Genomic DNA, 25,551 nt, shown 5'->3' on the forward strand with positions numbered 1-25,551 from the left:
CCCCAGGAGAACACATCGTCGCTGTCGGTGACCGGTATGTCGATCATGCCCTTGACGAAGTAGTGCTGTGCTTTGATGACGCACTGGTCCGGGGAGAGCAGGCAGTCGGGGGCGTCGGCGAAGGTCGGATCCCAGACGTAGGGGGCGGGCGCCGTGTAGTTCATCGGCAGCTCCAAGTGGTGCTCGCCGCAGCACGAGCAGGTGAATCCGAGATCGTTGGCCATGGCAGGAAGCCTAGTGATCTGGCCCGTCCGGCCAGAGCCGCCTATGGAGTCGGCGTGCCGGTGCGACAATTGGACCTGCTAGAGGGCCCGGTGGCCTCTTGGTGGGTCTGCTGACCGTCAGTGCCGCAGTGATCAGTCTCGGTGGGCTTCGCGGGAGGCGGGCTGTCCGCTCCTGCGGGAGCTTCGGCGGGTGATGCGCCTGGTCATCAGGGTGATCGCGGCCCAGGTGATCAACGACTCGGAGTGCTGAATGAGGCGTTCGTAGTCGCGTGCGTGCCGGCGGGCGTGCATGACCCAGGCGTGGGAGCGTTCGACTACCCAGCGGCGGGGCAGGACGACGAAGCCGGGGGTGTTCTTCGGGCGGCTGGCGGTCTTGATCGTCAGGTTGAGGTAGGTCTTGGCCCAGGTCACGAGTTGTCCGGCGTAGGCGGAGTCGGCCCAGACGATGGTGATCTCGGGGTGCATCAGCCGCAGCCGGAACAGGACTTCCTTCGCTGCGTTGCGGTCGGTCATGTCGGCCGGGGTGACCATGACGAACAGGGGCAGGCCCTTAGTGTCCACGACCAGGTGCCGCTTGCGGCCGTTGACCTTCTTGCCGCCGTCGTAGCCGCGGGAGTCCTTGCCGACGGTTTCGGCGGCCTTGATCGACTGGGAGTCGATGACGGTGGCCACCGCCCCCGGTGCCTTGCCCATCTCGCGGCGGATCCGCTTGCGGAGCTCGTCACGGATCTGGCCGATGACGCCGGCGGCGGCCCAGCGGGCCATGAAGCCGTAGCAGGTCCGCCAGGGAGGGAAGTCCTTGGGCAGGGCCCGCCACTTGCATCCGGTGTCGACGACGTAGCGGATCGCGTCCACGATCTCCCGGCGCGGGTGCTTCTCCGGGCGCCCGCCGGTCGCGGTCTCCCAGGCCGGCGTAGGCAGCAGCGGTTCGATCAGCGCCCACTCGTCGTCCCAGGTGTCGGAGGGGTAGCAGCGTGGCCGCGGCAACGATCCCTCCTCCAGGTCAGGGGTCCGGACCGCCGTGCCCCCAGGCAGACTGCGGTCCGGGCCGGTCATGCGTCGGTGAAGTCGGCGATAACGTCGAGCGTGGACTCCACCGAGTTGAGCTGGGTGTTCAGGTGCTTGATCCACCGGCCCTTGGGCTGGAGGACGGCGTGCGGGGCGACGGTGCCGGTGATGAACCGGCGGATCTCGGTGAGCTTGCCGCGGATGACCGCGACCTCGTATGCCTGGAGCTCGGAGGGGTCGGCGCAGAACTTGTAGCCGTCCTTGAGGGTCCAGATCAGCGGTGGCCAGCCGCGTTCGGTGATGATGTCGCGCAGACAGGCCAGGCCGGATCGGGTCTGGCTGGGTGACAGCTCGCTGGATCTGACCAACTGGGGAAAGGTCAGACCGGCCGGCCGTGCTTCGAAGAGCACGAACCGGACGGTGTCGGCGTGCCGCTGGGCCGCCGGCGGCCTGCGCGCGGAGGCACGGGGCATCGGTTATTCACCCTGCAGGAGCTTGGCCAGCTCGCCGTCGACGTCGACCTTGCCGGTGTCGACCGCGGTCTCGATCCAGTCCAGCGTCGCCCTCACGCGGGCGACGTTCTCGTGCATGATGACGCGTTCGTCGTCGCCGAGCTGCCGGTCGCGCATTCCGGGGACGACCCGGCCGGCTGCGGCGACGAACGCGTGGCAGGCGGTGACCAGGTCCAGGAACTCCACTGTCCGGTCCATGTTCTTCACCGCCGGGGCGATTGGGCTGGTGTCCTCGAAGTGCTCGCGGGCCTGGCGGCCCCGCTCGACCTGGGCGTGGTTGACCTGGTGGCGGGCGGTGTCGTCCGACATCGCGCGGAACGCGACATCCGGGCGCCGCAGCAGGCCGGTGGTGACCTTCGCGGCGACGTGGTCGTCGCGGGTCAGCTCTTCCACGACCCGGACCTTGTCCTCCTGCTTGACCTGCGCGACCACCGTCGGGCGGCGCAGCAGGTCGCTGGTGACGGTCGCGGCGACCTCCTCGTCGGTGGCCAGAGTGTGGATCGCGCTGACCTTCTCCTGCGGAGTTACGGGTTTGACGACCTGTCGGCCGACCCTGCGGTTGGCCTGGTCCGGCGTCCAGCGGGATTTGCCCTCGGGCGGGGTGAGGATGGTGGCGAATCGTTCCTCGTCGTCGGCGATGGACGCCAGGATCTGGTGGACGGTGAAGGACACCCCTGACACCCGGCGGTCCTTCGGCCACCTCGACGCCGTCCACCGGGCCTTGTCCACCGTCGCGTAGGACAGCCCGATGTCCTCGGACAGGCGGAACAGCGAGTCCTTGACCGTGAACAGTGAATCGCTTCGCTCCTGGCCGCCGAACTCGCGCATCGGCTCGACTTCGAGCGCGCAGTCACCGACCGCGAATTGGATGCGACCGGCTGTCTCCAGTTGTTTCCGCAAGTCAGCGACGATCTCCGCATACCGTGTCGCGCTGACGCTGCCGACCTTGTCGGCGTCGTTGATCTCTTCGGGCATGGCCTTCACCACCCACCGCGGGGCCGGGGCACGGCCCCGCGGCCGTGGCATGACCCGGCCCGCTTCTCCGATCGAGCGTCAGAACGGAAATACGAAGATCACAACTAATGACCGTAAATGACCGGGTTCCGACCGAACATGCGGCCCGGATGCGTTCGCGTTGCGGTCACTGTGACCGTTCGCCGAACGATTCCTTCCGGGCCCGCCAGGCCCTCGTGACGCACCGCCGCGAGCAGTAGACCGCATTCGAACGGCGGTCCACCCCCACGACCCAAGCGGCTCCGCACTCGGGACACACAGCCCGGCCGGCACCACCCAGTTCCGCAGCCACCCGCTTGCGCAACCGCAGGTCGCGACGCCATTGCCTGGAACGACACGACGTTGAGCAGAACCTCGTCCGAGGCGGAGCGTCCGATCGCAGCCGAACCCCACACCCCTCACACACCCGCTCCACAGCCTGCCCGGCGTCCTCGGACACCCAACAAGCCTAGGGCACAAAGCTACTCAAAACCCAGGATCGAAAACAGGCACTCACCTGCATACACCGGCCTCCCTCAAGCTCTGGCGGGCTTGTATCGGGCAGTTGAATGACTCAAAGAGCTGTGGCCTGCGGGGCCGGTGAACTCATAAAATCGCCCTCGTTCAAGTGTTCGAACTGATCCGGAGGGGGAACTATGTCCAAATTCTTCCGAGTGGGACTGACGGTCACGGGAGCAATGGCGGGGGTGCTGTCGCTGGGGACCGCAACCGCTGTCGCCGATCCGGCACCGCCCGGTACCTACACGGTGCACGAGCATCGGAAGGCGACGGTTAATGCCACAGAGTGTTACTTGTTCGCGAACCCGGTGAACTACAGCGGCTCGACCATCGTCGGCACCGGCGGTTGGACCTCCTGCGTCGGCTCACCGGTCGCATGCACGAGTCACGTAACACTTACGATCTACCTGACTCCCGGTTGGGTGGCGGCTGGGAACCAGGGGGAGACCACCGCGTGTCCGCCTCCCCTGAGGTCGGCGCCATCCACGGTCACGAACTGCAAGATACAACCGACGAACTACTCCTACCGTGTACATACCATCGGCTCCTTCGTGGAGTCGAGCGGGGGCGCTACCAGCACCGACGCCAACGGGACGACGAAGAACATCCCCTGCCTCTAGACCAGGCAGGCCCATAGGACCAAGGGCGGGACGAGATGGTCACCTTCACCCAGTGTGAACAGGAAGCCGCCGAGATCGTGCGCGAACGCCTGCGCGATGGCGAACTCCGCAACTGGATCGAGAGCGCCAGCAGCACCTGGGACATCGAACACGCCGTCTTCCTGCAGCGGGTGAAGACCGTCATCGCCATCGGGCTCTTTAACAGCCACCACACCGCGGAAGCCGCTGAAGAGCCCGTACCGCACCCGGCACAGACCGCCCTGGACGCTCTGCGCGAGGCCGACGCGGTGGGACTGTTCGGTGTGCTCCCCGCGGACCTGGGACAGTCCGCTGATGTCGTGAAGTGGCTCCAACTGCTGTCGACCGGTCTGACGGCGCGCAGTGCCATCATGTGGGAGCGGCTGATCCAGTCAGCCAGGATCATCCTGGACGTCCAGCTCGTCCTCCCCCAGGAAGGCCAGCCGCTGCCCACAGCCGACGATCCTCCCCTGCCGTCAGCAGGGTGACCGGCAAAGGGGCCCCCAGCGCGGACTGACCACAAACGCACGGAGGACATCGGCCGGTACATCGCCCGCGGTGCGGGCGATGTACCGGCCGACCCGTACGGATACAGCATCCGTTCCTGCTCCTGCTCTGGCCGGTCCCGGCGGTTGCACCGCGGTGACTGCCACGCGGTGCACGCCTCACCCGGTCCGCCACCACCGAGCAGGCCCGCGCTGCCCTCGAGCGCGACAATGCGGCGCCCTGCCAGATGTGCCGGCCCGGCCGGCCGCTGCGCAGGGCGGCGTCGCGGCCGGTCCCGGGGTGACGCGGTCAGTGGCCGGTCAGGTCGTTGGTCACCTCTTCTTCCACGGCTCGCGCGGTGTGGTCGATGACGTTGCCGTTCGAGCAGTTGTTGGCGTGGTCGCTGACGTAGTCGCCCAGCACCGGGACGACCGCGACTTCCTGGAGGCACACCGCGGCGGCGGTGAAGTTCCAGTTGTTCGCGGCGTTCACGCCGCTGCCGAAGTTGCTGTCGTTGTCCGCGAAGGCGGGAGTGGCACCGGCCGTGGCGGCCAAAGCCACCGCCGCGGCCGTCAGCGCCCCGCGCATGATCATCTTTTTCATGGCCGGGCCAACGACCGCCGAACCGGGAGGGCACGGCCTGCTACGCCGCCCGGAGGACCAGCCGCCGAATCCTCAAGCAGGGCAGCGGCCAGAGACCGGCGGTCACCGGGCTGTGGTCACGGTGATGACAGTGTCAGGGCAGTCGGCGAGGGTGCGGGCGAGCGCTTCCTGTTCGGCGGTGTCGATGTCCAGGCCCCACCGGGTCTTGTCGGCGATCCAGTCGGTGACGTAGGTGCAGCGGTAACCGGCGGCCGGCGGCAGCCACTGCGACGGGTCCCTGTCGGCCTTGGACCGATTGGATTTCGCGGAGACCGCGACCAGATCCCGCGGGTCCCCCAAGTCGTTCGCGTAGTCCTGTCGTTCCTTGGGCGTCCAGGCCGAGGCACCGCTGTCCCAGGCTTCGGCGAGCGGCACCAGGTGTTATCCGCCCCCTCACGTGCCTGCCGCTGACATCCGTGACAGAGGGCGATTGCCCGGTTTCCTTTCTGTGAGCGTTGCGTTATCCGGTGCAGCGGCTATTTGCCGCTGACAGTGATGACAGGCAGGGGGATGTGGTGGCGAGCACCCAACGGGTGGCGACCGGGGCCGGGCCGACGTGGACGGTGGTCGCGGGTGACTTCCGGGTCGCGGAGCCGGCTGAGCAGTATCTGGAGTACCTGCGGGGGACGGACCGGTCACCGAACACGATCAGGAGTTATGCCCGGGGCCTGGCGCTGTGGTGGTCGTTCCTGGAGCAGCGCTCGCAGGGATGGGACACGGTCGGCGTGACCGAACTCGGCACGTTCGTAGGGCAGTTGCGTCGCGGTGGGGTCGCGGAGGCCGTCGTCCCGCTGCGCGCCGCGGAGAGGGCGGCCGATGCGACGGTGGCGAGTCGGGTCCGGGCGGTGCTGGGCTTCTACCGCTACCAGGCCGCACGTGGGGTCGAGGTCGCGGGCCGTCTGTACGAGACGGTACATGCCAGGCCGGGCAACTATCTGCCGTTCCTGGAGCATGTGGCCCGCAAGCAGGGCCGGCATTCGAGTGTCGTGAAGGTCCGGGTCCGGGTGAAGCCCGTCCCTGTTCTTCTGCCAGGGCAGATGGCGTCACTGCGCGAGTCGGAGGCGTTGTGGGATCCGGTTTGTCGGTGCCTGGTCGGGTGAGTTGCGGTACCGGTTGCTGTGGACGCTGCTGGAGGAGACCGGTCTGCGGCTGGGCGAGGCGTTGGGGCTGCGGCACCGGGACTGGAAGACCGGCACGGGTACCACCGCCCAGGTCGAAGTGGTGCACCGCGAGGACCATCCGCACGGTCTGCGGGCCAAGAGCGGCTACCGACGCGTCTTCGTCGGCTCATCCCTGGACCGGCTGTACGGGGACTGGGTGTGGGCGCTGTGCGAGGCCGGCGCCGACGTCGAACTCGACGATTGGGATGATGCCTACATTTTCTGCAACCTGTACCGGGGCCGTCTCCAGCAGAAGTGGGCCCGCGAGTTCATCGCCGCGCAGGGCGCCCCAGAGGGAACGGACCCGCCGTATCTCTTCCTGCAGACCAAGAACAACCGGCTCGGGAAGAGGCCCTACGCTTCGGCGACGTTCCACAGTCGACTTGGCGTGCTGACCGAGGAGCTGGCCATCACCGACAGTGTCGGCCGCCCCGTCAAGGTGTCCAAGACCCACACCTCCCGGCACACCCGGGCGACCGACCTGATCAACGCCGGGGTGCCGATCCACGTCGTCATGCGCTACCTGGGCCACATCACTCCGACCATGACCATGCACTACGCCAAGACCCTGGCGGTGACGGCCGAGCGCGAGTTCTTGCGCTACAAGAAGGTGACGGCCGACGGCCGGACCGCCGAGGTCGATCCGAGCGACCTCTACGACCTCCTGCACCTGGACCAGCGCGCTGACCGGGTTCTGCCGAACGGCTGGTGCATGTTGCCGCCCCGGCAAGTCTGTTCGAAGGGAAACGCCTGCCTGAGCTGCGACAAGTTCGTCACCGATGCCAGCCATCGCGAGGAACTCCAACACCAGCTTCAACAGTCGGAGGCGCTGATCACCCGGCGTCAGACCCAGTTCACCGTTCGCCACGGCGAGCCGATGGGTGAGGACAACATCTGGCTCGCCGGTCGCCTGTCCGAGACCCGCGCACTGACCAAGGTTCTCGTCGCCCTGGACCAGGTCAGCGTCCACGAGGACGGGCAACTGCGGGCGGTACGCGGAGCCGGTGCGGCCGACCGCCCCGAACTGCCGGCCACCACCCCACCGCAGGAGCCGACCGCATGACACCGCTGCCCGAACATCTCCGCCAAGCCATCCGTGCCCGGACCGAGGAAACCGAGAAGCGGGCCCGCGCCGCCCTCGCCCAGCTGGCCAAGGCGGGAAGGCCCATCAGCTTCACCGCCGTGGCCCGGGAGGCCGAGGTGAGCACCGACTTCCTGTATCGAAGCCCGGACCTACGCGCCCAGATCGAACGGCACCGCGACAAGGCCGGGCAGACTCTGACGAGGCCAACAGAACCCTTGGAAGATCGGTCAACCTCAGCTGCGGTGCGGGCGCTGAGCGCGCGCCTCACACGCCAACAGCAGGATCATCGGGCAGAGGTTGACCGGCTTCGCAAGGCTTTGGAGGTGGCCCAAGGTGAGAATCTGGACCTGCGCAGGCGCCTGGCCCACTACGAGGCCTGACGGACCCAGGCACCTCGCGCTCTGGTAGACAGCCTGTGACCGAGTCGTCAAAGGGCATGAGGTGCCAGATGTGGTGGAAGCGACGCCGGGAAGAGAGCTCAGCCGTACCTTCTCCGACGGAGCGATGGCCGACCGCGTGGGACGAACCTGGAAGGCTTACAGCGGCGCAGCGGGTTCGCGCTGTCGTCCACGCCATCACCGATGGGACCACGGCCCGCCCCGAGCAGATCCGGGGCCTGCCGGCAGAGGCCGTGCTGGCGGTCGAGCGTGACCAGCAGGTTCCGATGGCAGATGCCTACCGAGAGTTCCTCTCGCTGATCGGCGGTGGCGCAGGTCGATTCATGCGTGGGGAAGACGTCTACTACTCCCGCGTTCTTGGACTGGGAGAGGCGGCCCGCGAGCTGCTCGAGGAGAACGACTCCCCCTTCCACTTCGAACCAACTGACCGCGTCTTCACCATGCATCAGGGTTACCAGTTCGAGTTCATGCGCGGCACCGGGCCAGACCCCGAGGTCTGGTCCTACTCCGAGGGCATGAACGGCGACGTTCCCTTCCGCAGCCATGCCTCTTTCACAGACTGGCTTCGTGCGACTGCGGAAGCGGAGATGCCGGTCTGGAAGCGGCACGCCGCGACGGTACGCGAGGAGATCAACGCTGACGGCACCATTACTGAGCACTGGTAGCCAACCTGGGCGTCAGCGCTCACAGCTCCAGTGTCAGGAGGAGCGGAAAGGCGCGTGCCTGCGGCGAGTTCTGTGGGCGCCATGCCGTCGACAGCTGTACCTGGGACATCGCGTTCTCAGCTCGCCGTAGGTGCAGATACCAGGTGGTCGATGTCGAGCTTGCTCGCGTCGTCGATGTACATGTCGTCGTACGGGCTGAGCCAGGTGCCGCCGGTCAGCGCGCAGCGCGGCCCTGGACCGGGGCTGTGAGCGCGTCCCGTTTCAGCACCTCCTGCCGGGTCGAGCACCCGTCGCCGTCGGCGTCGATCCAGTGCCGGAACTTGCTGCGCTCGTACCCGGTGCGGTCCTCCGCCCGGACCGGAAGCGCCGCCAGCGCCTGGCTCGCCGGAAGGGAAACCGTCTCCCCCGCCGTGCCGGATGTGGGCACGGAAGCCGCGGCAGCCGGGCCCGCGAGCGGCAGGGTCAGGACGGCCAGAGCGGCACCGGAGGCGAAGACCGTACGCCGCATCGAAGAAAGGATCATGACCGCTTCGTACCGGACAACCCGTCCCGCACCGGGCACCGTCACCCCTGCCGGGCACGTCGCCAACCAGGAGCCGCCCCCTTCGATCCGTCAGGCGCCGGAAAGTCAGACCGCGGTGACCGCCGATGCACCCCCGGTCCGGCCGTCCAGGTGTCGACCGCGGCGCGGCGTGGTGGCGGGGTGTCCGGTCCTGAGCAGGCCGCCGTCCAAGAGGTCGAACACCTCGCTGTCGAACTCCTGGACGGCGCGTCCGTCCGGTCCGGGCAGCCACACCTCGACGGCGCGGCCCGGGTGGATGCCGGTCCCGGCGGCAGTCACCCGGGGCCCGGCGCCCGCGCAGGATCCCGTGCCCGCGGTCCAGGCCCGCCCACGCCGTGGCGCTGACCCGCAGCCGCACCTGCGCGCCCGGCCACTGGCCCGTGGCCGGCGGGACGGTACCGGCCATAACACGGATCTTTCGGCCGCCCCGCGATGTCGGCCCGGCTGCGGTGAGGACTCGATGCCCGCGTGGGGGCGCCCCGATGGCTGCGGGCTCCTCCCCGGATGACGCGGGTCATGTCATGAGGAAGGTCTCGCCTCCTCGTTGCCCGGCTCAATCCCCGGTCAATGACTCCCGCGGGCCGGGACTCCATCGGCAGGATCCCTGTTGCCCCGTGGATCACTGGCAGACCGCCGGAATGTTCCCGAGATGACCGAACGCCACCCCCATCACGCTCCGCAATCAGTTGCCGGACGGCAACGTTCCGTACGTGGCCTGCCTCAGGATGTCTCAGGCGTGCCGCCGGACGGCGGAGCGCTGATTCTGACGGGGGTGGGCTGCGGGTGCGTAGATGTGTGTTCGGCCGCTGGGGAGCGGTTGTTGGTGTGGTGACCACGGGGGTGGTCATCGCGTCGGGGGCGCCGGCAGTGGCTGCCGCGCCGGATGTTCCGACGCAGGCGGTGGCGCTGGTGGACAGTGTGAAGCCGGTGTTGACTGCGAAGGTGTCGAGCCCGTCGGGCGGGCAGGTCACGGCGAAGTTCTTCGCGGGGACGTATGCCGCCGGCGGGGCGTGGGATCTGGTCAACGGCGGTACGGTGACGGTGGCGTCGGGCTCGGTGGCCCGGCTGACGCTGCCGGTGTCGATGCCGATCGGTACGGAGTTCGACTGGCAGGTGCAGGCGTGCCAGAGTGGCACCTGCTCGGCGTTGACGACGCTTCAGGACACGCATGTCTCGCCGATGCTGAGCGCGGGTGCACGGCCGGGTGCGACGCGGCTGTCGTTCTCCGCCGGCGACCATGTCTCGGCGCAGGTCGACGTGGGCTCGGGGAATGTACTGGTGTCCACCAGCGATCTGACGCTGCCCGGGATCAACGCCGATGTCGGTCTAGGCGCGTCGTACAACAGCGAGTCGGTGGGATCCGGGTTCACCTCGACGTCGGCTCCGGCGGGGTACGGGTGGCTGCTCACCCCGTACGACGTCTCGCTGACGGTGCATGAGGAAGGATCGGTGACCTACCGCGGCCGGGCCGGTGTGACGGGCCTGTTCGTGTCCACCGGCACCGGCTTCACCGCGCCGGGCGGGTTCAAGGCGGACTTGGTCAAGAACAGCGACGGCACCTACACGCTGACCGACCACTCCAGCCAGACCAAGCAGACGTTCGACTCCTCCGGCAAACTCACGAAGATCACCGACCGCAACGGCAACGCCACCACGCTCGGCTACTCCGGCGCACTGCCTGGCTCGATTGTGGCGACGCGGGGCACCACCACGCAGCGGACCGGTGTGTACGCCAATGCGTCGGGTCATGTGACGACGCTGAAGCAGACCGCCTCGGACGGCTCGGTCCGCACCGTCACCTACACCGTCAACAGCAGCGGCGACCTGGCCTCGGTCAAGGACACCCTCAACCGCACCACGTCCTTCGGCTACACCGCGCACAAGCTGACGTCGATCACCAACCCCGGCGGCGGCATCACGGAGTTCGCGTACGGCGGCCGCGGAGTGGCCTCGGTCTCCCAGCACAACACCGCCGCCGGTGCGCCCGGCGACTCGGTGACCCGGCTGTCCTACCCCTCGGCGACGCAGACCCTGCTGGACGCGCCCGACACCAACCAGGCCCAGCCGGTCGCCTCGGTGCCGCACACCACCTACGACCTGACCACCGACGACACAGCACACGTGCTGAAGGCGACCGACGCGGACGGCAACGTCCGGTCGAAGACGTACACCGCGAACTTCGACACCTCCACCAGCACCATCGGGTCCGGCAGCGAGGCCTCGACCTCGTCGAACGAGTACAACGCCAACGGCGGCGAGTCGCTGACCAAGACGACTTCCCCCACGGGTTCGTCGCAGTCCGCGCTCTACGACAACACCGCTGCCGGGACGAAGTACCTGCCCTCGGCGTCCACCGACGCGCAGTCGAACAGCAGCTCCTACCACTACTCCGGTGCCGGGCAGCGCGACCAGACCACTGACGCCAACGCCGCCAACGCCAAGGTCACTTACAACAGCGACGGCACCGTCGCCACCTCCACCGACCCGGGCAACAGCGACAGCACCACCTACGGCTACGACTCCGCCACCCACCAGACCACCTCCGTCACCCCGGTGACCGGCGGATCCCTCGGCGCCCAGAGCTATACGTACGACAGCTACGGCAGGCTCGCCACGGCCAAGGACGGCCGGACCATCACCACCACCTACGCCTATGACGACCTCGGGCACCTGGCCACCCGCACCGCCACCTCCGGCGGCGGCACCCTCACCTACGGATACGACAAATCAGGCAACCTGACTACTGTCACCGACGCCCGCGGCACCGCCACGTACACCTACGACGACGCAAACCTCCTCACCCAGCTCATCACCGCAGCGCCGGCCTCCACCAAGATCCGCTTCGCCTACGACGACCACGGCCGCCGCACCGACACCTGGTACGGCACCGACGCCAACCACACCCTCTACAAGGCTCACGTCCACCAGGGCTTCGACGCCTCCGGCCGCCCCTCCCGAGTCTGGGCCGACCAGGGCCCCGCCACCTCGCCCACCCGCCAGTTCGACGTCACCTACTGCCGCGCCGCAGGCGGCACACCCGGCACCACCTGCTCCAGCGCCACCGCCGACGACCGCAGCCTTCTCCAGTGGTCTAAGGACAATGTAACGGGGAAAACGACGACCTACGGATACGACCCGGGCAACCGGCTGACGTCAGTGGCGACTTCGGGAGGTGGGACCACGTACAGCTACGGCTACGACGCACGCGGCAACCGCACCACCGCCACCGGGACAACCGCCCTCGCCCACAACGCCGCCAACCAGATCACCACCAGCGGCTACACCTACGACGCCGCCGGGAACCTCACGAAAACCCCGTCCCTGTCCTCAGTCACCTACAACGGCGCCGGCCAGATGACCGCCGCCACCACACCGGCCGGAACCGGCACCTACACCTACGCCGGCACCAGCCAGACCGAACTGACCCACCAGACCACCGACACCGGCGACAACATCGACTACGTCTACGGCCGCCCCGACGGCAACGGCCAGCCCGTCATCGAACAGGTCACACTCGACGCCGGCACCGCCTACATCGACCACGACCCCACCACCGGCCAGCCCCTGGTCCTGCGCACCACCACCGGCACCGAGGCGTACTACATCACCGACGGCTTCGGATCCCCCGTGGAATTCATCAACCAGTCCACGGTCACCTCCACCGTCTACCAGTACGACCCCTACGGCGCCTACCAGACCACCACCGCCACCGGCTCCGCCGCAGCCCAGAACCCCTACCGCTACGTCGGCGGCACCTACGACCGCACCACCGGCTGGATCAAATACGGCCAGCGCTGGTACAACCCCACCACCGGCCGCTTCACCACCCAAGACGCACACTCTTTCCTCGCCGACCCCGCCCAGGGCAACCGCTACGCCTACGCAGGCGACGACCCCATCAACAACACCGATCCCACAGGGCAATTCGGACTGTCGTCGGTGACTAGTGGCCTCGCAAAAGGGCTCGACGCTCATGACTGGCTGCAGGCAGGCACTAGCCTGCTGAGCGGAGACATTTCAGGAGCGGCGTCTGGGTTCGCCAGCATCAGCGCCGGAGTGGTGGCCGGTGCCGTATGTGAGGCAGCAACAGCCCCTGAATCCGCCGGACTTTCCACCGTAGGCTGCTATGCGTTCGGTGTGGCCGCATCATATTCAGTGCAGGTAGCTCTGTCGTGAATTAGATCGCTGGGGGAGCGCTCTCTCCAGGAGCGCCCCCCAGCCCCCTTCGAGAGGTGATATTCATTTCCGATAAAATCGAGAAAAACTCCGCTCACGGCTGACTGTACCTCGCTACGGCTTTCTTAGGCTTCTACGTGATCGTTGGATTCATAATGACCGCCAGCGGAAAAAGCGCGGCTTCGGCCTGGGGCGGCACACTCCCTGTATTGATCGCCCCACTCCTAGGTATCGGATTCGTCCGATACCGAAGGCAAAAGCAAAATGGCCCCCGATGGGCCCGACACGAGTAAGCATGGAATCCAATACAAGCGGCAGGAGTCACAATGACGACAATAAAATTCGCCGCCGGAGGGACGAGCCTGCCCAGTAGCACCGGAACGGATATCGCAATTACCTGCGTGTGCGCCGTCGTAGCAGGCGCAATATTCTTCATCTTCAGGTTCAAAAATAAAAAGTAGCGCGACACTGCAACTCGGGTACGAGGCTGGTCTCGCAACATCGGGGTTAATACTCCAGTCGTAGTTCGTGATCTTCAAGTCTGAGTTGCTTGTCGTCGGTAGCGGCTGGTCTGGGAGCGGGCCTGGTGGTGACGTCGCCAGTCGGACCAGCCGAGCCGGTGGTCCGTGCCGTAGACGGGTTGTTCGTTGCAGGTGAGCGGGGTGCGGGTGTCGGGTGCGGGGTGGCGGTCGCCGTCGTCCGCGCGGACGACGGCGAGGAAGGCGCACCCAGCAGGTGATCTGGCCAACCGTCCGGGGACTCCGTACTGGCTTTCTCGCCAATAATAGAAAACGGGAAAAATGAGCAAAGCCGCAACACGAACGCTGGTAATATTCGTAATTGTTTGCGCAGCACTGGGAATCGCTGGCATCACTCAGGGGGTAAACGGAAATGCCGTAATCCTAGCAGCAGGGATCGTCGCTCTTGCTTGTGCCCTTGTGATGCATTTTCTGATTATTCGAGGACTCGAAAAAGAGTAGCTTTACTCCGACCGCGGATTCCAGAGCAGCCCCTGGTGCGTCGGCGGTTTCGATAGCAATGTCACCCACCACGCCGAAAGAGCGCCGAATGGGAAAATCGGGTCCGAATATGGCGCGGCGAATGGTGATCTTCATCATCATCACGTTCATTGCTGCCGTATCCCTTATCATCCAGGGAAGCAACGAGGAGGGCACAGGCGGAGTGGCATTCATCTGCGTGGGAATCGTTACGCTCGCAGCCGCCGGAACGCTGACCTATCTCATGCTGCGCGGTCCGCGGCGTGAGTGAGCCTTTTCCATCATGGGTTTGAGCTGGTCAGATGCAGGGTGAGGACGGCTTGGATGAGGCTGGTGATCCGGGCGGTGGAGCACCGGAGTTTGCGCAGGAGTCGCCAGTTCTTGAGGGTCGCCATGGCCTGCTCGACGAGGGCGCGGATTTTCGCGTGGGACCGGTTCACCGCCTGCTGACCGGCAGAGAGGGTCTCCCATCGTCCCCGGTACGGGATGCGGACGGTTCCGCCGGCGCCGCGGTAGCCCTTGTCGGCCCGGCAGGGGATGTCGGCCTGGGCGAGGGCGTCGATGATGCCGTGTTCGCGGGCTGCTCGGATGTCGTGGACGGTGCCGGGCAGGGCCGGTGAGGCCCACAGCAGTCGGCCGGACGGATCGGTGAGGACCTGCACGTTCATGCCGTGTTTGTTGTGCTTCCCGGAGTAGAAGGGCCGGTCCGCGGCGATGCGGTCGATGGGCAGGAGCGTGCCGTCCAGGAGGATGAACGCCTTCGTCGACGCGGCGCGCACGGCATCGGCCAGGGTGGGTGCGAGGGCGGCCAGGAGGTCCACGGCCTCGGTGACGTAGCGGTATGCCGTCGTGGTCCCGATTTCGAACCCGGCCGCGAGCTGGGCATACGGATGGCCGTTGCGGAGATGGACGAGAGTGAGCAGGGCCTGGCGGCCGGCACTCAGGCGCCGCCAGCGGGTGCCGAGCTCCCGGCGGCGCTGACGGAGCTCGGCGGACAGGAAGCGCAGGGCAGAACTGGACACGTCGACGCCCGACGGGTAGACAAGCACACGAAGCCTCTGGTGGAGACGGATTTCTTGGTCGAAAGCCCATCTACCAGGGGCTTCGCCACGTCGTCACCCCAACTCCACGCGCCCACCGGCAGGTTGGAAAAGGCTCAGTGTGGTGGAGCCGTCGGTCAGGGTTCGCAGGGGCTCGCGGTTGAGCTTGTCCATCGCGTACGTGGTGGTGCCGGTGGCGTCAACGCGGGAGCGCTGGTTGCCGTCACCGTCGAAGGTGTAGGTGACACTGGCGCCGCCGGATGTGACCACCTTCGTCGTGCGGGTGTCGGTGGTCTTGACGAGGTTGCCGCAGCCGTCGGTGTCGAACACCGCGGTGCGGCCGTCGCTGCTCACCGGCGGCCGCGGTGTGCTGGTGGGGGTCGGTGCCGGTCAGCTGCCGGGCGCGGTGGAGCAGGCCAGTACCGCGGCCGCTGCCCGGCGCGTCTGCCGGATCTCTGTCGCGGTCGTGTCCTGCGGGCCCGCAAGCTCCGGCAGCCCCTCGATGTCGGAGCTGGCGGGGGCTCGGGTGTCAGGGCCTGCTCGAGCAGCTGGTCGGCGTCACGCCATGCGGCGGCGCTGCGCGGCTTCTGTCAGGTGCTCTCGCTGCGTTCTTGCTGGTTGCGAAGCTGTGTGCTGCGGTTTTCGGGGGCGTCGACGGCGGCGTTGCGGTGGTCGACCTGTACGGGGCGCTGCTGGCGGGTGGTCCAGCCGGGCATGGTAGCCATGCCGCGCGGCCCGGCGGCGAGGAACCCGGACGCACGCCGTACGCCGCCGGGCGGCTCCTGGCGCAGATCCAGGGCTGCCAGGACATCATCGGCGCTCCAGACCGCGTCGGAGACCTCGTTGACCGCCCACGCGATCCGGGCCTGGTCGGCGGCCCGCGGCCATGGCAGACGCCGCATCAGCTCTCCGGCCAGCGCGAACCGTTGGCCGACGTGGTTGTGCTTACGTGGCCCGCGCTTGGCCTTCTTCTGGTGAGACGACGTGCGCTTCCCGCTGGCGGGCTTGCCCTCGGAGGGATCAGGGGTACTACCGGCAGTGGAGACAGTTGAGGTACCACCCCGCAGTGGGGGTGCAACGGCCCTCGCTCAAATCCGGGCCGGACACCGCTCCTGGCCGTGCTCCCCGGGCCTCCGTTGCACCCTGCGTCGACGTTGTCGGCGAGGTCTTCGCCGACCGCCTTGGGACCGCCTGCCTCGCCATCACAGCAAGCCGGACACCTCACCCACACGCCAACCGCGCGAGCCGGGGTCAGGGAACCACGGCCGGGCGCGGAGTGTCCTTCAGGGCATCCGCACCCGCGGGAGACCCCGCGGGCAGAGACGAGGATGATGAGGATGCCGGTGAGAGGTCGTATGACGAGATGTGTGATCGCGGGGGCATCGCTGGCCATCGCCCTGGCCGCTCTGTCCGGGTGCGCAAGCGACAGACGCGGGACCGGGGACTCACCCGTGGCGAACCACAAGGGTGACAACGCGCCCGCCGACGTCACCAACTTCCCCGACCACTACGCCAACATCGCCACCAAATGCGTCTCGGGCGCACCTGGCTACCGCGCGTTCGTCACCACCCGCGACGCCGCACCCGTCATACTTCCCGACCCCGGCTGCAAAGGCTGACCCCTCACCGCCGCGCCAGCGAGTGCGGGATCATGGGGGGATGCGCGCTGCCCGGCTGATCCGTATGGCCCTGCTGGTCCAGTCGAGTCCCGGTATGACCGCCGCCGCGATCGGCCGGGAACTGGGGGTCAGCGAACGGACGGTGATCAGGGACGTACAGGCGCTACAGGAGGCGGGAGTCCCCGTACGGTCGGAGCGGGGACGGGCGGGCGGATACCGGCTGGCACCGGGGTACCGGACCCGGCTGACCACGCTCGGTCCCGGAGAAGCCGAGACGCTCTACCTCACCGGACTGCCCTCGGCCCTGCGGGACCTCGGACTGTCCGACGCCGCGGACACCGCACGGCTGAAACTGTCCGCGACCCTGCTGCCGTCGCTGCGCGCGGCGGCCGAGTCCTCAGCGCACCGCTTCCACCTCGACGCACCGGCCTGGTTCCGCGAACCGTCGGCCTGCACGCTGCTGCCCGAACTCGCCCGCGCCGTATGGTCCGACCGGACGGTCGAGCTCACCTACACACGGCCGGGACGCGATGGCACACCGCCCGCCACCGTGACGCGGCACCTGGAACCGTACGGCCTCGTCCTCAAAGCCGGGGTCTGGTACGTCGTGGGCCGCGTCCCCGGCCCACCGGCAGAACACGAAGACCCGTGGCGGACCTACCGCGCCGACCGGATCACCGCCCTGTCCCCCGGCGCCGGCGAGCCCTTCACCCGCGACCCCGCCTTCGACCTCGCCGCGCACTGGCAGGCCAGGGCCGCGGAATTCGCCCGGGCACTGCTGCGCACCACCGTCACCGTCCGCCTGACCCCCCGGGGACTGGACCGCCTCCCCGCCGTCACCGACCCCGCCGCGACCGGTGAGGCACTCGCCCGCGCCGACACCCCCGACACCGCGGGCCGCGTCACGCTCCGCCTGCCCGCCGAAAGCGAAGACGTCGCCTTCACCCAGCTCACCCAACTGGGCGCCGACGCCGAGGTATTGGCCCCGCAGGGCCTGCGCGCCCGCTTCCGCGACCACGCGCAGGCCCTCAGCGACCTCTACGGCCCCCCGCCGCAGGATCAGCGGTAGTCGTCCGCCGTACCGGCCTTCCCCCCGTACCGCACATCCTCGAAATACCCCCACCCGTCCGGCTGGCTGCCGTCGACGTCCCGCACACCGTAAACCCTCGCCAACTCCCCGCTCGAAGTCGACGTGCCGTTCCACCGCGCCGACCTCTGCGGATCAGCCGCCAGGGCCGCCACCGCCCGCGCGAGGTAGTACGGCGACTCCGCGACCGCGAAATCCGGCTCCGTCAGGACAGCGTCACGCCAGTTCTCCTCCGACACGCCGAAGTGCGCCAGCATCTGCTCCGACCGCAGAAACCCCGGCGACACCGCAACCGCCGTACCCCCGAACTCCGCCAGTTCCTCACCCAGCCCGAACGCCATCCGGATCGGGGCGTTCTTCGCCAGGTCGTAGAAGAGATTCTCCCGGTAACGACGGTTCGACACCGCCGTGCCATCCGTCACCTCCACCAGCAAAGGCTCCGCCGACCGCACCAGCAACGGCAGCGCCAACGCCGCGGTGATCACGTGCGAGCGCACTCCCAGCTCCAGAATCCGCAGACCGTCCTCCAGCGGCGTCTCCCAGCTCTTCTTCCCGAACACCGAACCGGTCAGCAGATGCTCACCGCCCCACAGATCGTTCACGAGGATGTCCAGCCGCCCCCGCTCACGTCCGATCCGCGCCGCAAGAGCACGGACCTGCTCCACCACCAGATGATCAGTGGGAACAGCCACGCCCGTACCCCCCGCCGCCGTCACCAGCTCCGCCGTCTCCTCGATCGTCTCCGTCGCCCGGCCGACCTCGCTGACGCGCCCGCGCGTCGTACGGCCCGTCACATACACCACCGCTCCCGCACGGCCCAGCTCAACCGCCAACGCCCGCCCCGCACCACGCGTGGCCCCCGCCACCAGAGCGATCCTCCCGTCCAAGGAACCCGCGGAAGAACCAGCGGAAGAGACGGCGGAAGAGACCGTGGAAGAGACGGCGGGAGAACCGGCGGGAGAGACGTTCCGGCCGGGATCCTGAATGTTCGTGTTCTTGTCCATCCCCCCAACCTCCACCCCAAAGGTGACAACCCCCGTCACCCTTTCCCAGCCGTCACAGAAACCGCGACGACGACAGGTCCAACAACGCCAAACCCACAGCCCTGACACCCCTGGCATCCGGCCCGGGCGACAGCGCCCGGAGCCGCGCTCACCGTCGACCTGGGCAAGGCCACGCGCGTCAGACGCACAGTGGTCCAGGCGTCCGGGGCCACGACCGCGTACCGGATCGACGTCTCATCCGACGGCGCCGCCTGGACGCCCTTCGGCGACCCCACCCACACCGCGACGCTCAAGTCCCACAACGGCACGACCGCGACCTACACCGCGCAGGGCCCGGCGGCGCCCCATGTGGTGAGTCTTGAGGTCTATACCGGGTAGCCGCGGGCGACAATGCGCACAGGCCGGGTGACGGTCCGCGGGACCACCGCGGACCGCGCCCCCGCACACCGGTCCGGGAGGCCGACGTGAAGCTCCTCGTGTTCGGGGCCAACGGCAGGACCGGGCGGCAACTCCTCGCCCAGGGACTGGCCGCGGGCCACGAGATGACCGCCTTCGTCCGCCCTCGGGCCACCCCGCCGGAACCCCGGCCCCGGCTCCGCGTCGCGACCGGGGAAGTGACCGGGGACCAGGACGCGGTGCGCGCCGCCGTCGAAGGGCAGGACGCGGTCCTGACCGCGTTCGGCAGCCCCGCCACCTGGCACGGGCTGACCTCGCCCACCCTGACCGTCACCGCGATCCCGCGGATCGTACGGGCCATGCGCGACACCGGAGTCAACCGGATCGTCCACCTGTCCGCACACGGCGTCGGCGACACCGCCGACCAGGCGCCGGCGGTGTACTGGGCCGTCTACAAGGCCCTCGGACCGATGTTCGCCGACAAGGCGGCCGGAGAGGAGATCCTGCGCGCCAGCGGCCTGGACTGGACCCTGGTCTATCCCGTGATGCTCGTCGGCGGACCCCTCACCGGCCGCTACCGGACCGGCGAACGCCTCCCGTTGCGCGGAATCCCCCGTATCTCCCGCGCTGACGTCGCCCACTTCATGCTCCGCGAGGCCGCCTACCCGGCCCACCTCCACACCACTGTCCAGCTCGCCGACTGACCCGCTCCACAGCTACGTCGGGGGCCGGACCGCACGCGCGCCGGTGAGCGCGGCACGGGCCCGCGCAAAGGAACGGATTCCGGGCCGCCGACCCGCTAGTAGGCGACAGCGAGCGCGAGGGACGCGACCGCCAGGGCCAGATAGCCGCCGGGGAACGCGATGTTGTAGAGCACACGGGCACGCACATGAGTGAGGACAGCGCCCACGAAGAAGACGACGAGGCCCGCGGCGGCGGCGACACCGACGGGCCGGACGCCCAGGAGTCCGAGGAGAAGACCGGCGGCGCCGGCGGCCTTGAGCGAGGCCAGCCAGATGTGCCAGCTCTGCGGGACGCCCACCTCCGCCGAGTTCGCCAGGACGAACTCGGCGCGGGCGAGGTCCGCGACGGCGATGCCCGCGTTGGCCAGGATGGTGACGACGGTGATGATCACATACGCGGTGAACACGATGCTTGTCCTCGGGGTCGGAAACGTCATGGGCTCGAAGAAGGTGCGGGCGCCCGCGACCACCAGCCTCGTCACACTCAACTTTCCCGTCCAATACCTGCACCTATAACCTGGGGGCATGGACGTGGATACCCGGCTGCTGCGCTACTTCGTCGCCGTCGCGGAAGAGGGGACCCTCACCCGCGCCGCCGAGCGGCTCTTCGTGTCGCAGCCCGCGCTCACCAAGCAGATCAAGCAGTTGGAGAGTCAACTCGGGGTACGGCTGTTCACCCGGTCCCGTACCGGCATGACGCCCACGGACGCGGGCCGTCTGCTGGCGCAGCGCGCGCCCGCGCTGCTGGCGGACTGGGACCGCGTGCTGACGGAGACCAGGAGCGCGGAGCGCCGGGGCCTGCGGCTGCTGCGGGTCGGCTTCCTCGCCAGCGCGGCCAATGAGGCGACTCCGCACATCATCGCGGAGTTCACGCGTCGCCGTCCGCGGTGGCGGGTGGAGATGCGCCAGGCGTCCTGGGCGAATCCGACCGCCGGGCTCGCCGACGGGGACGTCGATGTCGCGCTGGTACGGCTGCCGTTCCCGGGCCAGGAGGCGCTGCGGGTGGTGCCGCTGTTCACCGAGCCGCGCTGGGTCGCGCTGCCCGAGGCGCATCCACTGGCCGCGCGGGAGACGGTCGCGTTCCGGGACCTGTGGGACGAGCCGTTCGTGGCCGCTCCGGCGGAGACCGGCCGGTGGCGGGAGGAATGGCTGGCCGCCGGGGAGCGCGAGGGCCGTCCGGTACGGATCGGCGCCGTCACGGATCTGCCCGACGACTGGCTCAGCGCCATCGCCAACGGTTACGGCGTCGCTCTCGCACCCGCGTCCGCCGCCCGCTTCTACGCCAGGCCCGGTATCGCCTACCGCCCGGTGAGCGGCGTCAGCGACAGCGAGGTCGGCGTGGCCTGGGCACCGGCCGACGACGCCAATCCCGTGGTCCGGGACTTCGTCAGCTGCTGTACCGACCGGCCGTGGCCGGACGCGTCAGGGGCCTGACCACCACGGGCAGGCGCGGGAACACGGCGCTCGGACGCGGAGACCGCGGCACCCTGGCACGGGGAACGCGGCGCTCGGCGAGAAGCCCACCCTCGCATTGTTCCGTTTCCGGCCGCTGGGGATACCCATGGTCTGACAACGGCTAACACAATGAGTTGACCTGTCGTCGCGTGATGAGGCAGCAGGCGAGTTTGAGGAACGCTTCGTGGACGGCGGTACGGCGCCTTAAGGGCCGTACCGCCGAAGGCCGTTCAGGGATCTGACCTGACGTCAGGCGGGCAGGACGGCCAGCGATCCCGAGTGCACGGTCAGGGTGACCCGGTGGGCGGCGCCGTCCCGGTTCGGGACCTTCACCTGGACGTCGGCGGAGGTGGCGGCCGTGGTGACGGCGTAGGCGTCGCCCGCCGGGACCGGGAGGCGTACGGCGGTCGACGCGGAGGTCGTCACCACGGCGAGGGTGTCCGGTGCCGCGCTGAAGCCGAGGTCGGCGCTGCTGGAGGTCACCGCGAAGTCAGCGTGGGAGGGGTGCAGCGCGTGGGCGGTGAGGCGGTCGGAGGCGACATTGACGGTGAGTCGGCCGCCGAGTCCTTCGAGCAGCGTCTCGCCCGAGGTCTGCCGCAGCCGCAGGCCGGTCTTCTCGGGGACGGTGAGGGTCAGGTCGCCGTCGCACGAGCCCGCCGTGTCGCCCCCGACGTCGCCGCCGTCGTCGTCGTCACCGCCGTCGTCACCGGTGTCCGTACCGCAGACCAGAGTGAGGGTGCGCAGGCCCGCCGCGTCGTCGACGACACCGCGCACGCGCGCCGTACCGCCGTCGGGGCGGTGATACGTGCCCGAGACCGTGTGGGCGCTCGCGTCGGCGGTGATCCGCACGCGACCCGAGACTCCTTCGAGGACCAACAGGTCGGCGGCGTCGGCGTGCAGACGGGCCGTGGCGTCGGGATCGGTGCTGCCGAATCCGGCGCTTCCCTGGTCGGCACTTCCTTGGTCAGCGCTTCCCGCGCCGGGCGCGCCCTTGTCCGCCGGGCCGCCGGCTCCGGCTCCGCCGTGGTCGCGGCCGTGTCCGGTGAGGACCAGAGCGGCGGTCACGGCGAGGGCGATCACCAGTACGGCGATGAGGACGCCCGGCCGGGCGGTCCGTCGTCCTGCGGGGTGTACGGGCTGGTCAGCGGTCTCCATGCCGCCCGTCTGCCCCGCGGGCCACGCCCGAACCCCACCGGGATGCCGGTCGGGTCACGGGCGGGCGGGGTGCGGGCGCGAGGCCGCGGCGGCCCTATCGGGCAAGCGTGACCAGGACGGTCTTGCCGCCTCCGGGGCGGCGGGTCACCGCCAGTGAATGGGCCAGCCGTTGGATCATCATCCAGCCGAAGCCGCCTCTGGCGCCGTTCCAGTCGGGCGCGCGGCCTTGCGGCGGGGTGTCGCTGGGGTCGTCGATCGCCACGCGAAGGGTGTTCGCGGCGGCGCTCAGACGCAGTTCGCGTACCGCTCCGGCGTGCCGGAGGGCGTTGGCGGCCAGTTCCGAGACCACGAGGGTCAGATTCTGCAGGGTCCGTACGGCCAGCGGAGGGTTGAGGGTGTCCGCGAACTCCGAGGCGGCGACGCGTGCTTCCGCCGCGCTCATGGGCCGGGAAACAGTCACGGCGTGGGCCACCGGCGTTGCCGCCGGTGCCCCGCCATCGGACGGATCGCTCACGTGAATCACCTCTGGAGGAGATCCCGCGGCGCGTGCGACCTGAGGTCAGCCGCGCCGCAGCATCATGACGACGAGTACGACGACGACGATGAGAACGATGGTTCCGATACCTATGTACATGTGACGCTCCTGAACCAGATTGTCCGGCGGTTTGCTTCCTCAGGTCGCTTGCCCGGCTCGGACCGGTCTACCGCGTTCTTTCGATACAGGGGTAAGGGACCGGATCCGGGGAAGGACGCCGGGTCGGTCAGCGCGTGGCCGGGGGCAGTTCGCGGGCGGCCTGCGCGATGAGCATGTCCAGGGCGTCGGGATAGGCGCTGCGGGTCATCCGGGCGGCGAGCAGGGGCGCGGTCGCGGCGATGTGCGGGTGGGTGCGGGGCGACAGGGCCGCGTACGTGTCCTGCCAGATCTCCTCGTCGGCCGCGCGGGCGGCGGCGGGCAGCGCCAGCGAGGCCGCGTCCAGGGCGGCGAAGGCCAGGCAGCCGTCGATGAAGACGTGGTAGACGCGTACGAGGCCGGGGCCGGTGAATCCGGCGCGGTGCAGGATGCCCAGGATGGCCTCGTCCGCGGCCAGTTCGCGCTTCCCCCCGCTGACCCGGCTGGCGGTCAGCACCGCCGCCTGCGGGTGGGCGAGATACGCGCGGTGGATCCGCAGGCCCAGGTCGCGCAGATCGCGCCGCCACTGGCCGGTCGGCGTCCAGCCCGCCAGGGCCCGGCCCATCAGTTCGTCGGCGATGGCCAGGACGAGGGCGTCCATGCCGCGGAAGTAGCGGTAGAGGGAGCTGGGGTCGGCGCCGAGTGCCAGGCCGAGCCGCCGCGCGGTCAGCCCCTGCGCGCCGTGTTCCGCCAGCATGCGCAGGGCGGTCTCCACGATCAGTTCGTGGCTGAGCACCTCGCCCTGCCGCGTCGGCCGACGTCGTTGCCGCGCGGCTCCGTCCACCACCTTCTTGGCCACGGGCGGGAGCTTACGCCAACGGCATTGACCTTACGGCGTCGTCGGCGGTTCCATCACTCCACGGCGCGAGCACCCCCCCGTGCGAGGGCCCCGGCCGCACCGCTCACCCGCTCACCCACTCGACCAGCGGAAGGAACCCCGCCATGCGCGTACTGCTCATCGGAGCCGGAGGCGTCGGAAGCGCCATCACCCGGATCGCCGCCCGACGCGGTTTCTTCGAGCACATGGTCGTCGCCGACTACGACCCGGGCCGGGCCGAGGCGGCCGTCGCGGCACTGGGCGAGGCGGCGGACCGGTTCAGCACGGCCAGGATCGACGCCTCCGACCAGCTCTCCGTGGAGGATCTGCTGCGGGAGCGGCGGTGCGACGTGCTGCTCAACGCGACCGACCCGCGTTTCGTCATGCCGTTGTTCCAGGCCGCGCACCGGGCCGGGGCGACGTATATGGACATGGCGATGTCGCTGTCGGTGCCGCACGCGCGGCGGCCTCACGAGGAGTGCGGCACGAAGCTCGGCGACGACCAGTTCGCGCAGGCGAAGGCGTGGGAGGAGGACGGGCTGCTGGCTCTGGTCGGCATGGGCGTGGAGCCGGGCATGTCCGATGTCTTCGCCCGCTACGCCGCCGACCACCTCTTCGACGGCATCGACGAGATCGGGGTGCGCGACGGCGCGAACCTCACGGTGGACGGCTACGACTTCGCGCCGTCGTTCAGCATCTGGACCACCATCGAGGAGTGTCTGAACCCGCCGGTGGTGTGGGAGAAGGACCGCGGCTGGTACACCACGGCGCCGTTCAGCCAGCCCGAGATCTTCGACTTCCCCGAGGGCATCGGCCCGGTGGAGTGCGTGAACGTCGAGCACGAGGAGGTGCTGCTGATCCCGCGCTGGGTCGACGCCCGCCGGGTGACGTTCAAGTACGGTCTCGGCCAGGACTTCATCGACAAGCTCCAGACCCTCCACGACCTGGGCCTGGACCGTACGGACCCGGTCACCGTCGCCACCGACCGGGGTCCGGCCCGGGTCTCCCCCAGGGACGTCGTCGCCGCCGTGCTGCCGGACCCGGCCGCGCTCGGCGACCGGATGCACGGCAAGACCTGCGCGGGCACCTGGGTGAAGGGCACCAAGGACGGCCGCCCGCGCGAGGTCTACCTCTACCACGTGGTCGACAACCAGTGGTCGATGCGGGAGTACGGTTCCCAGGCCGTCGTCTGGCAGACGGCGATCAATCCGGTGATCGCCCTCGAACTCCTGGCCGACGGCACCTGGAGCGGCAGCGGTGTCCTCGGCCCCGAGGCGTTCGACGCGCGGCCCTTCCTCGACCTGCTCGTCGCGTACGGGTCCCCGTGGGCGATGCGCGAACAGGCCGGGAACGCGCAGGATCGGGACGCGGCCCAGGCGCCGAACGCGTAGCGCCCGCGGCCGTCGGGGCGGATGCCCCGGGGTGCCCCCGGACCTGGGGCGCCTGTGTAGCCAGGGAGGACAGGGGCAGGCGTGGCATCACAGGGTGAATGAGTACGAC

General features: G+C 69.0%; 29 protein-coding genes and 2 pseudogenes. 14 read left to right on the forward strand and 17 right to left on the reverse strand.

All coding sequences use genetic code 11. From position 1 onward, the window contains the following. The 4 genes from ACIO6U_RS05845 to ACIO6U_RS05860 form a co-directional block, all read right to left on the reverse strand. The coding region (locus ACIO6U_RS05845; RefSeq protein WP_391052969.1) for a DUF2199 domain-containing protein at positions 1–224 on the reverse strand (224 nt) is incomplete at its 3' end. 132 nt (positions 225–356) lie between these two features. Continuing rightward, a complete protein-coding gene (locus tag ACIO6U_RS05850) occupies positions 357–1,211 on the reverse strand; it encodes an IS5 family transposase (RefSeq protein ID WP_401715891.1) in 855 nt (284 codons plus the stop codon). Between the two features lie 65 nt (positions 1,212–1,276). Beyond that, complete coding sequence (locus ACIO6U_RS05855; protein ID WP_401715894.1) at positions 1,277–1,705, reverse strand: RacP protein; 429 nt, start codon at positions 1,703–1,705, stop codon at positions 1,277–1,279. A gap of 3 nt (positions 1,706–1,708) precedes the next feature. Beyond that, complete coding sequence (locus ACIO6U_RS05860; RefSeq protein WP_391052960.1) at positions 1,709–2,719, reverse strand: DUF6192 family protein; 1,011 nt, start codon at positions 2,717–2,719, stop codon at positions 1,709–1,711. 1,192 nt (positions 2,720–3,911) lie between these two features. Here ACIO6U_RS05860 and ACIO6U_RS05865 point away from each other — a divergent pair. Then, complete coding sequence (locus ACIO6U_RS05865; RefSeq protein WP_391052957.1) at positions 3,912–4,382, forward strand: hypothetical protein; 471 nt, start codon at positions 3,912–3,914, stop codon at positions 4,380–4,382. Positions 4,383–4,540: 158 nt separating this feature from the next. Beyond that, the gene (locus ACIO6U_RS05870) at positions 4,541–4,684 is read left to right on the forward strand and encodes a DUF6233 domain-containing protein (protein ID WP_401717105.1); all 144 of its coding nucleotides are present in this window, start codon (positions 4,541–4,543) and stop codon (positions 4,682–4,684) included. Positions 4,685–4,689: 5 nt separating this feature from the next. Here ACIO6U_RS05870 and ACIO6U_RS05875 read toward each other — a convergent pair whose 3' ends face one another. Both ACIO6U_RS05875 and ACIO6U_RS05880 read right to left on the reverse strand, forming a co-directional pair. Beyond that, positions 4,690–4,968, reverse strand: coding sequence for a hypothetical protein (locus ACIO6U_RS05875; protein WP_401715897.1), 279 nt, complete (start codon positions 4,966–4,968; stop codon positions 4,690–4,692). A gap of 117 nt (positions 4,969–5,085) precedes the next feature. Further along, positions 5,086–5,397: an HNH endonuclease family protein gene (locus tag ACIO6U_RS05880; protein WP_401312296.1), complete on the reverse strand. Its 312-nt coding sequence runs from the start codon at positions 5,395–5,397 to the stop codon at positions 5,086–5,088. 80 nt (positions 5,398–5,477) lie between these two features. Between ACIO6U_RS05880 and ACIO6U_RS05885 the strand changes: the two genes are divergently transcribed. From ACIO6U_RS05885 to ACIO6U_RS05900, 4 genes are all read left to right on the forward strand, one after another. Beyond that, positions 5,478–6,122: a site-specific integrase gene (locus ACIO6U_RS05885; RefSeq protein ID WP_401312299.1), complete on the forward strand. Its 645-nt coding sequence runs from the start codon at positions 5,478–5,480 to the stop codon at positions 6,120–6,122. Positions 6,123–6,135: 13 nt separating this feature from the next. After that, a complete protein-coding gene (locus tag ACIO6U_RS05890) occupies positions 6,136–7,245 on the forward strand; it encodes a tyrosine-type recombinase/integrase (RefSeq protein WP_401312302.1) in 1,110 nt (369 codons plus the stop codon). Further along, complete coding sequence (locus ACIO6U_RS05895) at positions 7,242–7,646, forward strand: DUF6262 family protein (protein WP_401312305.1); 405 nt, start codon at positions 7,242–7,244, stop codon at positions 7,644–7,646. The genes ACIO6U_RS05890 and ACIO6U_RS05895 overlap by 4 nt, the downstream gene beginning before the upstream one ends. A 251-nt stretch (positions 7,647–7,897) precedes the next feature. Further along, positions 7,898–8,329, forward strand: a complete 432-nt coding sequence (locus tag ACIO6U_RS05900) for a hypothetical protein (protein WP_355343423.1) — start codon at positions 7,898–7,900, stop codon at positions 8,327–8,329. 214 nt (positions 8,330–8,543) lie between these two features. Here the strand turns inward: ACIO6U_RS05900 and ACIO6U_RS05905 are convergent, their stop codons facing one another. Next, positions 8,544–8,852, reverse strand: a complete 309-nt coding sequence (locus tag ACIO6U_RS05905) for a hypothetical protein (RefSeq protein WP_401715902.1) — start codon at positions 8,850–8,852, stop codon at positions 8,544–8,546. 105 nt (positions 8,853–8,957) lie between these two features. Continuing rightward, positions 8,958–9,170, reverse strand: a complete 213-nt coding sequence (locus ACIO6U_RS05910) for a hypothetical protein (RefSeq protein ID WP_391053013.1) — start codon at positions 9,168–9,170, stop codon at positions 8,958–8,960. Between the two features lie 648 nt (positions 9,171–9,818). Between ACIO6U_RS05910 and ACIO6U_RS05915 the strand changes: the two genes are divergently transcribed. Then, positions 9,819–13,067 (forward strand): RHS repeat domain-containing protein, encoded by a 3,249-nt coding sequence (locus ACIO6U_RS05915; protein ID WP_401715905.1) that lies wholly within the window; start codon positions 9,819–9,821, stop codon positions 13,065–13,067. A gap of 535 nt (positions 13,068–13,602) precedes the next feature. Here the strand turns inward: ACIO6U_RS05915 and ACIO6U_RS05920 are convergent. Beyond that, a pseudogene (locus ACIO6U_RS05920) lies at positions 13,603–13,791 on the reverse strand (IS701 family transposase); the annotation flags it as partial. Positions 13,792–14,168: 377 nt separating this feature from the next. On the opposite strand from ACIO6U_RS05920, the gene ACIO6U_RS05925 reads away from it, so the two are divergent. Further along, positions 14,169–14,336: a hypothetical protein gene (locus tag ACIO6U_RS05925; protein ID WP_401312316.1), complete on the forward strand. Its 168-nt coding sequence runs from the start codon at positions 14,169–14,171 to the stop codon at positions 14,334–14,336. A gap of 10 nt (positions 14,337–14,346) precedes the next feature. On the opposite strand, the gene ACIO6U_RS05930 is transcribed toward ACIO6U_RS05925, so the two are convergent. From ACIO6U_RS05930 to ACIO6U_RS05940, 3 genes are all read right to left on the reverse strand, one after another. Then, the gene (locus ACIO6U_RS05930) at positions 14,347–15,114 is read right to left on the reverse strand and encodes an IS5 family transposase (protein WP_401715908.1); all 768 of its coding nucleotides are present in this window, start codon (positions 15,112–15,114) and stop codon (positions 14,347–14,349) included. Between the two features lie 66 nt (positions 15,115–15,180). Continuing rightward, on the reverse strand, positions 15,181–15,459 hold the full coding sequence (locus ACIO6U_RS05935) for a hypothetical protein (RefSeq protein ID WP_401715911.1): 279 nt from the start codon (positions 15,457–15,459) through the stop codon (positions 15,181–15,183). Positions 15,460–15,695: 236 nt separating this feature from the next. After that, a complete protein-coding gene (locus tag ACIO6U_RS05940) occupies positions 15,696–16,007 on the reverse strand; it encodes a hypothetical protein (protein WP_401715914.1) in 312 nt (103 codons plus the stop codon). 549 nt (positions 16,008–16,556) lie between these two features. On the opposite strand from ACIO6U_RS05940, the gene ACIO6U_RS05945 reads away from it, so the two are divergent. After that, a complete protein-coding gene (locus ACIO6U_RS05945) occupies positions 16,557–16,724 on the forward strand; it encodes a hypothetical protein (protein WP_401715917.1) in 168 nt (55 codons plus the stop codon). A gap of 40 nt (positions 16,725–16,764) precedes the next feature. Beyond that, positions 16,765–17,793, forward strand: coding sequence for a helix-turn-helix transcriptional regulator (locus ACIO6U_RS05950; RefSeq protein WP_401715919.1), 1,029 nt, complete (start codon positions 16,765–16,767; stop codon positions 17,791–17,793). Here the strand turns inward: ACIO6U_RS05950 and ACIO6U_RS05955 are convergent. Continuing rightward, positions 17,784–18,815: an SDR family oxidoreductase gene (locus tag ACIO6U_RS05955; RefSeq protein ID WP_401717108.1), complete on the reverse strand. Its 1,032-nt coding sequence runs from the start codon at positions 18,813–18,815 to the stop codon at positions 17,784–17,786. The genes ACIO6U_RS05950 and ACIO6U_RS05955 overlap by 10 nt on opposite strands. Before the next feature lie 123 nt (positions 18,816–18,938). Here ACIO6U_RS05955 and ACIO6U_RS05960 point away from each other — a divergent pair. Both ACIO6U_RS05960 and ACIO6U_RS05965 read left to right on the forward strand, forming a co-directional pair. Next, positions 18,939–19,193 (forward strand): annotated as a pseudogene (locus ACIO6U_RS05960) (discoidin domain-containing protein); the annotation flags it as partial. 86 nt (positions 19,194–19,279) lie between these two features. Beyond that, on the forward strand, positions 19,280–19,915 hold the full coding sequence (locus tag ACIO6U_RS05965) for an NAD(P)-dependent oxidoreductase (RefSeq protein ID WP_401715922.1): 636 nt from the start codon (positions 19,280–19,282) through the stop codon (positions 19,913–19,915). 95 nt (positions 19,916–20,010) lie between these two features. Here ACIO6U_RS05965 and ACIO6U_RS05970 read toward each other — a convergent pair whose 3' ends face one another. Next, positions 20,011–20,391, reverse strand: coding sequence for a DoxX family protein (locus ACIO6U_RS05970; RefSeq protein WP_391050059.1), 381 nt, complete (start codon positions 20,389–20,391; stop codon positions 20,011–20,013). 88 nt (positions 20,392–20,479) lie between these two features. On the opposite strand from ACIO6U_RS05970, the gene ACIO6U_RS05975 reads away from it, so the two are divergent. Further along, positions 20,480–21,388, forward strand: coding sequence for a LysR family transcriptional regulator (locus tag ACIO6U_RS05975; protein ID WP_401715925.1), 909 nt, complete (start codon positions 20,480–20,482; stop codon positions 21,386–21,388). Between the two features lie 270 nt (positions 21,389–21,658). Here the strand turns inward: ACIO6U_RS05975 and ACIO6U_RS05980 are convergent, their stop codons facing one another. From ACIO6U_RS05980 to ACIO6U_RS05990, 3 genes are all read right to left on the reverse strand, one after another. Then, entirely contained in the window at positions 21,659–22,564 is a 906-nt protein-coding gene (locus ACIO6U_RS05980) for a hypothetical protein (protein ID WP_401715928.1), read from the reverse strand. A gap of 94 nt (positions 22,565–22,658) precedes the next feature. Continuing rightward, positions 22,659–23,006: an ATP-binding protein gene (locus tag ACIO6U_RS05985; RefSeq protein WP_355348510.1), complete on the reverse strand. Its 348-nt coding sequence runs from the start codon at positions 23,004–23,006 to the stop codon at positions 22,659–22,661. Positions 23,007–23,325: 319 nt separating this feature from the next. Continuing rightward, positions 23,326–24,033 (reverse strand): helix-turn-helix domain-containing protein, encoded by a 708-nt coding sequence (locus ACIO6U_RS05990; protein ID WP_355348507.1) that lies wholly within the window; start codon positions 24,031–24,033, stop codon positions 23,326–23,328. Positions 24,034–24,176: 143 nt separating this feature from the next. On the opposite strand from ACIO6U_RS05990, the gene ACIO6U_RS05995 reads away from it, so the two are divergent. After that, positions 24,177–25,442: a saccharopine dehydrogenase C-terminal domain-containing protein gene (locus ACIO6U_RS05995; RefSeq protein ID WP_401715933.1), complete on the forward strand. Its 1,266-nt coding sequence runs from the start codon at positions 24,177–24,179 to the stop codon at positions 25,440–25,442. The last annotated feature ends 109 nt before the right edge of the window (positions 25,443–25,551 follow it).

This window comes from Streptomyces sp. NPDC087422 (assembly GCF_044744145.1).
In the GTDB taxonomy this organism is placed as follows: Bacteria; Actinomycetota; Actinomycetes; order Streptomycetales; family Streptomycetaceae; genus Actinacidiphila.

Coding starts and splice junctions, on each gene's coding strand:
- ACIO6U_RS05980 (WP_401715928.1), bottom strand. CDS start 22,564: ATGGAGACCGCTGACCAGCCCGTACACCCCGCAGGACGACGGACCGCC.
- ACIO6U_RS05975 (WP_401715925.1), top strand. CDS start 20,480: ATGGACGTGGATACCCGGCTGCTGCGCTACTTCGTCGCCGTCGCGGAA.
- ACIO6U_RS05955 (WP_401717108.1), bottom strand. CDS start 18,815: ATGGACAAGAACACGAACATTCAGGATCCCGGCCGGAACGTCTCTCCC.
- ACIO6U_RS05950 (WP_401715919.1), top strand. CDS start 16,765: ATGCGCGCTGCCCGGCTGATCCGTATGGCCCTGCTGGTCCAGTCGAGT.
- ACIO6U_RS05940 (WP_401715914.1), bottom strand. CDS start 16,007: ATGCGGCGTCTGCCATGGCCGCGGGCCGCCGACCAGGCCCGGATCGCG.
- ACIO6U_RS05985 (WP_355348510.1), bottom strand. CDS start 23,006: ATGAGCGCGGCGGAAGCACGCGTCGCCGCCTCGGAGTTCGCGGACACC.
- ACIO6U_RS05860 (WP_391052960.1), bottom strand. CDS start 2,719: ATGCCCGAAGAGATCAACGACGCCGACAAGGTCGGCAGCGTCAGCGCG.
- ACIO6U_RS05895 (WP_401312305.1), top strand. CDS start 7,242: ATGACACCGCTGCCCGAACATCTCCGCCAAGCCATCCGTGCCCGGACC.
- ACIO6U_RS05905 (WP_401715902.1), bottom strand. CDS start 8,852: ATGATCCTTTCTTCGATGCGGCGTACGGTCTTCGCCTCCGGTGCCGCT.
- ACIO6U_RS05865 (WP_391052957.1), top strand. CDS start 3,912: ATGGTCACCTTCACCCAGTGTGAACAGGAAGCCGCCGAGATCGTGCGC.
- ACIO6U_RS05995 (WP_401715933.1), top strand. CDS start 24,177: ATGCGCGTACTGCTCATCGGAGCCGGAGGCGTCGGAAGCGCCATCACC.
- ACIO6U_RS05925 (WP_401312316.1), top strand. CDS start 14,169: ATGGTGATCTTCATCATCATCACGTTCATTGCTGCCGTATCCCTTATC.
- ACIO6U_RS05875 (WP_401715897.1), bottom strand. CDS start 4,968: ATGCGCGGGGCGCTGACGGCCGCGGCGGTGGCTTTGGCCGCCACGGCC.
- ACIO6U_RS05970 (WP_391050059.1), bottom strand. CDS start 20,391: ATGACGTTTCCGACCCCGAGGACAAGCATCGTGTTCACCGCGTATGTG.
- ACIO6U_RS05855 (WP_401715894.1), bottom strand. CDS start 1,705: ATGCCCCGTGCCTCCGCGCGCAGGCCGCCGGCGGCCCAGCGGCACGCC.